The 10,381-nt window shown below is 33.6% G+C and carries 12 protein-coding genes; 6 read left to right on the forward strand and 6 right to left on the reverse strand.

Going from position 1 to position 10,381, the window contains the following annotated elements; all coding sequences use genetic code 11:
* Nucleotides 1-426: 426 nt before the first annotated feature.
* Both rsmD and BLW20_RS13715 read right to left on the reverse strand, forming a co-directional pair.
* On the reverse strand, nucleotides 427-1,026 hold the full coding sequence (rsmD, locus tag BLW20_RS13710; RefSeq protein ID WP_091102519.1) for a 16S rRNA (guanine(966)-N(2))-methyltransferase RsmD: 600 nt from the start codon (nucleotides 1,024-1,026) through the stop codon (nucleotides 427-429).
* A complete protein-coding gene (locus BLW20_RS13715; RefSeq protein ID WP_091102522.1) occupies nucleotides 1,023-1,814 on the reverse strand; it encodes a DUF3822 family protein in 792 nt (263 codons plus the stop codon). Before BLW20_RS13715 ends, rsmD begins: the two co-directional genes overlap by 4 nt.
* Nucleotides 1,815-1,895: 81 nt before the next feature.
* On the opposite strand from BLW20_RS13715, the gene BLW20_RS13720 reads away from it, so the two are divergent.
* Both BLW20_RS13720 and kdsB read left to right on the forward strand, forming a co-directional pair.
* Entirely contained in the window at nucleotides 1,896-3,320 is a 1,425-nt protein-coding gene (locus BLW20_RS13720) for an ATP-dependent DNA helicase (protein ID WP_091102526.1), read from the forward strand.
* The gene (gene kdsB / locus BLW20_RS13725; RefSeq protein WP_091102530.1) at nucleotides 3,313-4,050 is read left to right on the forward strand and encodes a 3-deoxy-manno-octulosonate cytidylyltransferase; all 738 of its coding nucleotides are present in this window, start codon (nucleotides 3,313-3,315) and stop codon (nucleotides 4,048-4,050) included. Before BLW20_RS13720 ends, kdsB begins: the two co-directional genes overlap by 8 nt.
* Before the next feature lie 24 nt (nucleotides 4,051-4,074).
* Here the strand turns inward: kdsB and BLW20_RS13730 are convergent, their stop codons facing one another.
* The 3 genes from BLW20_RS13730 to BLW20_RS13740 all read right to left on the reverse strand — a co-directional run bounded on the left by BLW20_RS13730 (nucleotide 4,075) and on the right by BLW20_RS13740 (nucleotide 6,945).
* Nucleotides 4,075-4,713: a hypothetical protein gene (locus BLW20_RS13730; RefSeq protein WP_091102533.1), complete on the reverse strand. Its 639-nt coding sequence runs from the start codon at nucleotides 4,711-4,713 to the stop codon at nucleotides 4,075-4,077.
* 53 nt (nucleotides 4,714-4,766) lie between these two features.
* A complete protein-coding gene (locus BLW20_RS13735; protein ID WP_091102536.1) occupies nucleotides 4,767-5,120 on the reverse strand; it encodes a PUR family DNA/RNA-binding protein in 354 nt (117 codons plus the stop codon).
* A 67-nt stretch (nucleotides 5,121-5,187) separates the two neighbouring features.
* Nucleotides 5,188-6,945 carry an ABC transporter ATP-binding protein gene (locus BLW20_RS13740; protein ID WP_091102540.1) on the reverse strand — a complete coding sequence of 586 codons (1,758 nt, stop codon included), beginning with the start codon at nucleotides 6,943-6,945 and terminating at the stop codon, nucleotides 5,188-5,190.
* Nucleotides 6,946-7,112: 167 nt separating this feature from the next.
* Here BLW20_RS13740 and BLW20_RS13745 point away from each other — a divergent pair, with 167 nt between their 5' ends.
* From BLW20_RS13745 to yajC, 4 genes are all read left to right on the forward strand, one after another.
* Nucleotides 7,113-8,213, forward strand: a complete 1,101-nt coding sequence (locus BLW20_RS13745) for a Glu/Leu/Phe/Val dehydrogenase dimerization domain-containing protein (protein ID WP_091102544.1) — start codon at nucleotides 7,113-7,115, stop codon at nucleotides 8,211-8,213.
* Nucleotides 8,214-8,294: 81 nt separating this feature from the next.
* Nucleotides 8,295-9,239, forward strand: coding sequence for a transcription antitermination factor NusB (gene nusB, locus BLW20_RS13750; protein WP_091102548.1), 945 nt, complete (start codon nucleotides 8,295-8,297; stop codon nucleotides 9,237-9,239).
* Nucleotides 9,240-9,243: 4 nt separating this feature from the next.
* Entirely contained in the window at nucleotides 9,244-9,732 is a 489-nt protein-coding gene (locus tag BLW20_RS13755; protein WP_091102554.1) for a DUF1573 domain-containing protein, read from the forward strand.
* Between the two features lie 6 nt (nucleotides 9,733-9,738).
* The gene (gene yajC / locus BLW20_RS13760; RefSeq protein WP_091102551.1) at nucleotides 9,739-10,029 is read left to right on the forward strand and encodes a preprotein translocase subunit YajC; all 291 of its coding nucleotides are present in this window, start codon (nucleotides 9,739-9,741) and stop codon (nucleotides 10,027-10,029) included.
* A gap of 56 nt (nucleotides 10,030-10,085) precedes the next feature.
* On the opposite strand, the gene BLW20_RS14795 is transcribed toward yajC, so the two are convergent.
* Nucleotides 10,086-10,381: transposase (locus tag BLW20_RS14795; protein ID WP_218143529.1), on the reverse strand; the 296-nt coding region annotated here is incomplete at its 5' end.

Here is a 10,381-nt window from a genome sequence, read left to right on the forward strand (position 1 = left end):
TATTCGGAAACCGAAAACGGCATCAAAACCCAAATCTGGTGTACGCTCATCGCACAATTGCTGATGCAGGTATTGAAAGTGAAATCGGAAAGCAAAAAAGCGTTTTCAACCATTGCTGCATTGGTCAGAATACACCTGATCAGCCACGTTGATGTGTTTTGGATGGTGCAAAATAGCCGAAGGACATACCAAAAACGAAAAAAGCGAAATAAATCACCCTGCCTTCAGACTTCTTTGTTCTAAAATAAGGGGGAGGTGGGTTTTGGGGAAACTAAAAAGATGTATTGATATTCAATAGATTAGCAACTAATTTTGCCCTATTTGAAAGATTGCCCGTTTAGTAGTGTTTAAAAATAAAAAATAAGAGTATAATTTTCTTTAACATACTTAAACTTAAAACCTAAATATATAAAAAAAGAGGAAAAACTATTCTTCCTCGTTATCGTAATCATCGTCGTCAAAATCATCATCATCGTCAGTTTCTTCTTGTTCGTATTCAAAAAACGAAAAGATCGATCCACCGTATTTTCTGCTGTTATTAAAATATTCTAAATGTTCCATTTTTGTTTGGGTAGAATGTTCAATAATCAGCAAACCATCGTCTTCTAATAATTCATTTTCAAAAATCAACTGATAAATTTTATCAAACTGTTCCTGAGAAAAATTGTAAGGCGGATCTGCAAAAATAATGTCGTATTTAATTTTGCTTCGCTCTAAAAACTTGTACACATCAGATTTTATGGCGGTAATATCCATTTCAAACTGTTGGGCGGTTTTCTTAATAAAATTTACACAACCAAAATCGGTATCAACAGCTGTAATGGGTTCGGCACCGCGCGACGAAAACTCGTAGCTGATGTTTCCCGTTCCGGCAAATAAATCTAAAATCTTTAGCTCGCGAAATGAAAACTGATGGTTTAAAATGTTAAAGAGTGCCTCTTTGCTTAAATCGGTGGTTGGGCGAACGGGCAAATTTTTAGGAGTAATAATACGTCTGCCCTTATATTTTCCGGAAATTATTCTCATGCGTTCAGTAAAATGTAATATTGTTGTAATTGTTTATCGGTAACCGATAAGGTTTGGGCAATAGTATGTAAATCGGCAATTTCTACATTTCGGATAAACTGATAGGCAATTTGATACAAATCACTTTCTTTGTCAATATTTCCGTATAGTTTTATTAACTGCGTTTGTTGATTTAACTGTAACTGTTCAAAGACAAACAAAATGTAATAAATAAAATCTTCTTTAGTTTGGTACTCATAGCTGTTGAAAAGCAGCAGCTTTTTGTTTTGAAACAATACCAATTCAAAATGATTTGCTGCAATGTGCACAAAAAATTCTACCGAGCCATCGTTTACCGATTTTGCCAGAAAATGTTGTATCAATGAAGTGTTTATATGCTGAAAATCAAAACTTCCAAAAACATCTAAGAAGTAATTATTAAAAGCCACATAAGGCACATAGATGTTCTCCATTTCCATTTGCGGCAATGTATCAAAATCAAAATAATCGGTTGGAAAAACTTTGGTGTTGTATTGTAAATAGCTTCCTAACGAGTGTTCGTCAAACAAAGCCGAAGGTACAAAAGTGTTGAGGTTGTTGTTGTGTAAAACCAAAACTTCCTGAAAACCGGCCTGCAATAATTCTTCTTTATCAAAAAAAACATCAAGCTGCTGTTCCACCGTTTTGTACGGATCCAATGGAAACGATTTAAAATGTAAAACCTGATTATTTACTTGGTTTTTAACACAATAACTAAAATCTTGTAAAGATACCTGTAAGTATAATTTTTGAAACGGTTCGTTGTCCATAAATCATCAAATGTATAAGAATCAAAAGTACAATTTTTTTATTGATTAGTAGTATCTTTGTGAAAACTCCGTAACATTAAAATGACTGTAACCGAATTTTATCACCAGTTAAAAAACAGTTTTCCGTTTGATCTCACTCTGAAACAAGATGCTTTTTTAAGAAAAATTGCTCAATTTGTTCTAAGTGAAAATCAAGACGAAATTTTTGTGTTAAAAGGATATGCCGGAACCGGAAAAACCACTTTGTTATCTAATTTGGTCAATCAATTGCCGCTGATTCATAAAAAATATGTAATGCTGGCACCCACTGGTCGGGCGGCAAAAGTAATATCAAACTATGCCAGACAACCCGCTTACACCATTCATAAAAAAATATATTATCCCAAAAAAGATAAAAATTCGGGAATGGCGTTTACCATGCAGGCAAACAAACATAAAAACACGGTTTTTATTGTAGATGAATCGTCAATGATTTCTGATAATGTAACCGATGCCACCATGTACACCCATGGTTCGCTGTTAGACGATTTAATGTATTATGTATATTCCGGACAAAACTGCAAGTTGATTATTGTGGGCGATACAGCGCAATTACCACCTGTGGGAATGGATGAAAGCCCAGCGTTGAACGAAGGTAAACTGGCATTGCATTACGGTATGAAGGTCGATTTTATTGAATTGACCGAAGTAATGCGTCAAGAAGAAGATTCCGGAATTTTGTACAATGCCACCGAGTTGCGTGAGCAGTTACAACAAGAATTTTATGATTTTTTTGAGTTTGATGTTCGACCGTTTAAAGATATTATCCGTTTACAGGACGGATATGAAACGTTGGATGCCATTCACGATGCGTATTCAAAAAAAGGAAATGAGGAAACCATTTTCATTGTACGATCAAATAAGCGTGCCAATCAGTACAACCAGCAAATACGCACCCGAATTTTAGATAACGAAAGCGAAATTAGTTCCGGAGATTATGTAATGGTGGTGAAAAATAATTATTTTTGGCTGAAAGATTCTAAAGTGTCCGATTTTATTGCCAATGGGGATATTTTAGAAATTTTACAGATTTATAAACACCATGATTTGTATGGATTTAGATTTGCTTTAGTGAAAGTCCGCATGATTGATTACCCAGATATGGAGCCCTTTGATACGATTGTTTTGCTGGATACGCTTCAATCAGAATCGGCAAGCTTAACATATGAACAGTCTAACCGTTTGTATCAGCAAGTTCTTTTGGATTATCAGGATGAAACAACTGCATACCGACGCATGCAAAAAGTGAAAAATAATGAATATTTCAACGCTCTGCAGATTAAATTTGCTTATGCGGTAACCTGTCATAAATCGCAAGGCGGACAATGGGATACGGTTTTTATTGAACAACCATATTTACCCGATGGAATTTCTAAAGATTACATGCGTTGGCTTTATACCGCTTTGACACGTGCAAAAGAAAAGGTTTATTTAATAGGATTTAACGACGATTTTTTCAATGAATAAATTAAAAATAATAGCAGTTATACCTGCAAGATACGCCTCTACACGGTTTCCTGCCAAATTAATTCAGGATTTGGGTGGAAAACCAGTGGTGGTACAAACGTATCTGGCAACAGTTGCCACGCAGTTGTTCGATGAAGTTTTAGTAGCAACCGATCACGAAATTATTTATAACTTGTTGAAAGAACATAATGTAAAAGTGTTGATGAGCAGTACACATCACGAAAGTGGTAGCGACCGTATTGCAGAAGTTGTAGAAAATATTGACTGTGATGTGGTGGTTAATGTTCAAGGCGACGAACCTTTTGTGAGTAAAGAAAATTTACAAAGTTTAATCAATGTTTTTAATGAAGATGCAGAACAAAAAATTGATTTGGCTTCGTTAATGTTTGAAATTGAAGATTTAGATGTGATCAATAATCCTAACAATGTAAAAGTAGTGGTGGATCAAAACCACCGGGCACTGTATTTTTCACGAGCAGCTATTCCGTTTGTCCGCGATGGCAAAAATGAAGCGGCATATTATCAACATATTGGTGTATATGCCTATCGAAAAAAAGCTTTGTTAGATTTTACACATTGGAACGTATCTGTATTAGAATCTACAGAGAAATTAGAGCAATTACGTTATTTAGAACATGGCAGAACCATACAAATGGTAATTACCCAGCATGTTGGGGTAGGAATTGATACCAAACAAGATTTGGATACAGCACGATTGCTTTGGGAATAAAACTCTCTAATTTTAGAGAGTTTTTTATCTCTCCTTTAAAAAATTCGATTTACTGTAAAACAAAATAAAGTTATAAATGTGTGAAGTAGCTTCAAATTCAGTCATTCCGTTATAAATTAAGCGTCGGTATAAACGAGGGTATTCCGGAGTGTTTTTAAAGCGTTTGTATTGATAATCTTTAAAAAGTTTAAACTCGTTATAAGTAAAATTCTCAATTCTGCCAACAACTCCTTTTTTGACTTCAAAAACAATGTAATTATCATAAATAGGCGAAAGTGAATCGTTTTTATTAAAAGTTTCGTTCCCTGTACCAATGTCAAACAAACCGTTGATCCAGTTTAAAAACATAGGTTCGTTTTTTTCATTGAGTTCATTAAGAACCGATAAATCTTTTGCTTTATTTTTTCCTTTAATGAAAATATCGTTCAAATAAAATTTATTTTCTTTTACCTCAAAAACAGCCAGATAATTGCGGTTAATAATGGTGGTGTCAATGTTTGGAACAGGGCGTTTATTGGGGTAATACCTGAAATATTGTTCTAAATGATGGTAGCGGTAAGGGTAGATGGTTCCGTTCCATTTAATTTGTTCGGGTTCATATTTTTTCTGAGCAGATGAACAAATGGAAAGGAATATTAAAATAACAGTGTAAAAATGTTTCATAGGCTTAAAAAAAATACCGACTATTGCCGGTATTCTATTGTGAATCAGGATTTTTAGAAATCGTCAAATTCTACATTTGTATAGCTTGAAGGATTTTCAGCATATTCCTTTTTAAAATCTTTTTGGTGTTTTTCAGAAATAACTTCTTCGCCTTTTTGTTCTAAAACAAAATCGGTCATTTCGTTCAAAATCTCTTTAAAAGAGGCAAAATCTTCTTTATACAAATAAATTTTGTGTTTTTTAAAGTGGAATGATCCGTCTTCTTCTGTAAACTTTTTACTTTCGGTAATAGTTACATAATAATCATCAGCTTTTGTAGATCTTACATCAAAAAAATAAGTTCTTCTTCCGGCTCTTAATACTTTTGAAAAAATTTCTTCTTTTTCTAGTATTTCATTATCTCTCATAATCCTCTCGTTCTGTTAAAATTTTACATCCCTCCAAAAGTCTAAAAAAAATCTTATAAAACAAAATTTAAATTACATCTTTTTCAGCTAATTGCTTGTTATATAAATTGGTGTAATAGCCATTTTGCGCTATTAATTGATTATGAGAGCCTTGTTCTATAATTTCACCTTCATTTAAAATTATGATTTTATCGGCATTTTTGGCAGATGATACCCTGTGTGTTACAATAATGGTTGTTTTTTTTGCAGAAATATCTTTTAGGTTGTTTAAAATTCGTTCTTCGGTTTCGGTATCAACAGCAGATAAACAATCGTCTAAAAGCAACACCGGAGCGTCTTTAATTAATGCCCGTGCGATAGAAACTCTCTGTTTTTGTCCGCCCGATAAAGTAATTCCGCGTTCGCCCAAAATAGTATCGTATCCTTTGTCAAAACGGACGATATTTTTATGAACATCGGCAATTTTTGCGTAATGTTCAATTTCTTCCTGTGTGGCATTTTCTTTTCCAAATTGAATATTGTTTTTAATCGTGTCAGAAAACAGAAAAGCATCTTGTGGCACCACAGCGATCTGATCGCGAAGATTTTCAACATTCCAGTCTTTTATATCAATACCGTCTATTAGAATTTTCCCGGAAGAAACATCGTATAAACGAGAAATTAATTGCAATATGGTTGATTTTCCCGATCCTGTTTTTCCTAAAAAAGCAACCGATTCACCTTTTTCAATCGTGAATGATACATTGTTTAAAGCGTGGATTTTGGTGTCTTCATAAATAAAATGGACGTTTTTAAATTCAATCTTTCCTTCTAATTCGTGTTTTTCTTCAGTATTTGACTGGATAGAAGGTTCTTCGTTTAAAAATTCGTTGATACGTTTTTGTGACGAATCAGCCTCTTGAATCATTGTTGAAACCCAACCTAACGATGCAATGGGCCAGGTAAGCATATTGATATATAGGATAAATTGTGCAATAATACCAATTTCGTTAATGATACCGTTAATGTACATTTTGGCTCCAATAAAAACAATGATCAAATTACTTGCACCAATTAGTAAAATCATTAAAGGACCAATTAACGCATTGGTGTACGCCAAACGCATAAATTTGGTTTTACTTTCGGTAGTAGCTTCATCGTAAGAGGTATTTTCTCTGTTTTCTAAGGTGTATGCTTTAATCACACGGATTCCTGAAAAAATTTCTTGTGAAAACGATGACAATTTCGATAAATTCTGTTGGTATTCAAAACTGCGTTTATTGATTTCCCGGCTTAATTTGTACATTAAAACAGCTAAAAACGGAACAGGAATAAGTGAGTACCAGGTTAGCGTGGGTGAAATGATATACATTTGCACAATAACAACCGTCATTCTAAAAATGGTATTAATCGAATACATTACTGCCGGACCAACGTATTGGCGTACTTTCGCCACATCTTCTGAAATCCTGCTCATTAAATCACCCGTGCGTTGACGTTTGTAAAAATCTAAACTCAATTTTTGATAGTGGTCGTAAATTTCGTTTTTAAGGTCAAATTCAATATGACGCGACATTACGATAATGGTTTGGCGCATTAAAAAAGTTAAGAAACCAGCCAGTAAAGTAGTACCGATAATTAAAAGCATATTGTGCCACAAAGCCTGTTTGGTAGCTTCGGCAGTAATTTCATTTTTTAAAAAATGCTCTAAAACGGTTATTGCATCACCAATGTATTGCGGTGTAAAAACGGTGAAAATCTGCGATGCAATAGTAATAACAATCCCTAGTAAAAACCGGTATTTATATTTTATGAAATATTTATTTAGTTTTTGAAGTTCTTTCATTACTTAGTATATAATTCTATTAAATATTAAAAAATGTGTTGTGTTTTATTGATAAAATTTTCATATATATATTATATTGGTACTGTTTTGATAATAATGTAAAACAGAAAATAAAAATATAAATAAATGTTTTATATTTGAAATTATCCAAAATAATTAAAAAAATTATGACAACAAACGTATATACTCCAGACGAGTTAAAAAAAGTTGATCCGGTTTTCGGACAAATATCCTTTGATCACCATGAACAAGTTGTTTTTTGCCACGACAAAGATACTGGTTTAAAAGCAATTATTGGCATACATAATACAGTATTAGGTCCGGCATTAGGAGGCACACGTATGTGGAATTATACTTCGGAATGGGAAGCTTTAAATGATGTTCTACGCTTATCACGCGGAATGACTTATAAATCAGCAATTTCGGGCTTAGATTTAGGCGGTGGAAAAGCAGTTATTATTGGCGATTCTAAAAAAGATAAAAATCCTGAAATGATTAAGGCGTTTGCCAAATACGTTGATTCTTTAAGCGGAAGATACATTACAGCTGAAGATGTCGGAACAACAACAGCCGATATGGATTTAATCCATAGCATTACACCGCACGTAACCGGCATCTCTGAAAGTTTAGGTGGTTCTGGCAACCCTTCACCTGTAACGGCTTATGGTGTGTTTATGGGGTTAAAGGCAGCAACAAAGTTTAAATATGGATCTGATGACTTAAACGGAAAAAGAGTTTTGGTTCAGGGAATTGGAAACGTAGGAGAAACCTTAGTGAAACATTTAACAAATGCCGGTGCTTTGGTAACCATTACCGATTTGAGTAAAGACAGGGTAGAAGAGGTTGCTAACAAATACAACTCAACCATTTTTACCGGAGATGATTTATATTCTTTAGACGTAGATATTTATGCACCATGTGCTTTAGGTGCAACGGTAAATAATGATTCTATCAGTAAATTAAAAGCACAGGTAATTGCCGGTGCGGCAAATAATCAGTTGGCAGAAGAAGCTGTTCACGGAAAATTGTTACAGGATAAAGGAATTGTTTATGCACCGGATTTCTTAATTAACGCAGGTGGAATCATCAATGTTTTTGGTGAAATTGCTAAATACGGATCTGATGAAGCAATCCGCAGAACAGAAAACATCTATAACACCACGTTAGATATTTTAAATTACGCTAAAGAACAAAACATTACGCCAAACCAGGCAGCAATGAAAATGGCAGAACAGCGTATCGAAAAGAAAAAGCAAGAAAATAAATAAAATTTAAAATAATTGTTTTAATTTTGCAAAGCGAAAATCATCTGGTTTTCGCTTTCTTTATAAAAATAAGTTCTTAGTAGCATGGTAAACAGACGTCATATCCGCTCAAAAGTATTGCAGGCAATTTATGCAATGACTCAAAACCAATCCGATCAATTAGATGTTTATGAAAAATATCTATTCAACAGTTTAGAAAATATTCGCGAACTATATCTATTAATGTTGTCATCATTAGTAGAACTTCAAAAAGTAGAAGCAGAATTTTTAGAAGTATCGGCAAAAAAACATTTGGCTACTCCAGAAGAACGAAATCCAAACAAGAAATTTATCAATAATTCTGTTTTTCAAATTTTATGTAATTCCGAAACTCTGAATAATTGGCTGGAAGAGTTGCATATCAATCAATTTAATGTAAACGACCATTACATAAAAACGTTGTTACATGAAATTAAATCAAGCGATTTATACAAGGAGTATATGCGCAACGGAGTTAATAATTTTGAAGAAGATAAAGAGTTTGCCATTAAATTATTTACCGATTTTATTGCACCTAACGAAAAAATCTATGAGTTTTTAGAAGACTATAAAATTTCATGGATTGACGATATTCCGGTGGTGAATACGGCGATCTTAAAACAATTGGAAGGTTTAAAAGATGCATCGAGTTATTTTAAGCTGAACAAGGTTTTTAAAGACGATGAAGATAAAGACTTTGCCAAGCAGTTATTCAGAAAAACTGCTTTAAATGCGGATGTTTTTGTAAAGGAATACGAAGATAAAACCCGCAATTGGGAATTAGACCGTATTGCTGAAGTTGATACCATTATTTTAAATTTAGGCGTTTGTGAATTGCAAAAATTCCCATCGATTCCTGTAAAAGTAACAATTAACGAATATTTAGAACTTGCAAAAGAATATTCTACACCAAAAAGTAGTATATTTATCAACGGAATTTTAGACGCCTTAGTCAAAGAATACCGTTTAGAAAATAAATTAAATAAAATAGGAAGAGGATTAATTGAATAAAATTATGAAAAAATTAATGTTAGTAGCTGGTTTTGCCGCTTTAAGCTTAATGGCTTGTAATAAAAAAGAAGACGCTTCGTCACGTATTCAAAACGGTGCTTCAACCACCACCGAAACTACAACTGCATCAACCACGACTGATGGGGTTACTGAAACAGCAACTTCAACAACCACTCAAACAGGTTTTCCTAAAATTGCTTTTAATGAAACCACTCACGATTTTGGAGATGTAAAAAAAGGATCAAAAAATGAGGTGGAGTTTGAAATTAAAAACGAAGGAACAGTTGATTTAGTAATTATCGATGCAAAAGCATCTTGCGGCTGTACCGTTCCTGAAAAACCACAAGAGCCAATTAAACCGGGAAGTTCAGCAAAAATGAAAGTTGTTTTTTCCGCTAACAGTGCCGGATTACAAAGCAAAAACGTAACATTAACAACAAATACCGAAGCAGGTAGCGAAGTATTAACAGTAAAAGCAAACGTAACAGAATAATTTAAAATGGAAAATATACAAAGTTTTTTACCTTTTGTTTTAATTATGGCAGCAATGTATTTTTTAATGATACGCCCGCAACAACAAAGAGTGAAAAAAGAAAAAGAATTTGAAAGCAGCCTTAAAGTAGGCGATAAAATTGTAACCAAAGCAGGTATCCACGGAAGAATTTCTGAATTAGCCGAGTCAACAATTATCGTTGAAACAATGGCAGGGAAAATCAAAATGGAAAAGGCAGCAATTTCATTGGAATTGAGTAAAAAGCTGAATGCTTCCCCTGTTGTTGAGAAGAATTAAAAACAAAGAGGCTGTCCCAAAAGGGCAGCTTCTTTGGTTTATGGATAATATAGGTTTTATGCAGCTACTTTATAAGATGGGTCAATTCTGACAAAAACAGCATTTTTTTGACTTTTATAGTTATTCACAAGTGGTTTTGGATTCGTATTTTGTTGTTTTACACTCAATTTTCGAAGATTATGAGCAAGAGCCATCAAGCCAAATTCGATTTGGATTTTTTCAAGACCTTTTAAGGTAAACCGGGTAAATTTATTGTTGCTTTTAAGTTGCCCGAAAACCGCTTCAACTTCTATTGGGCGTTTGCTTCGATGCTCTTTCCCTTTTTTAGAATTAAGCCGTTCTTTAGCCTTGA

Source organism: Paenimyroides marinum (assembly GCF_900108395.1).
Lineage (GTDB): Bacteria > Bacteroidota > Bacteroidia > Flavobacteriales > Flavobacteriaceae > Flavobacterium > Flavobacterium marinum.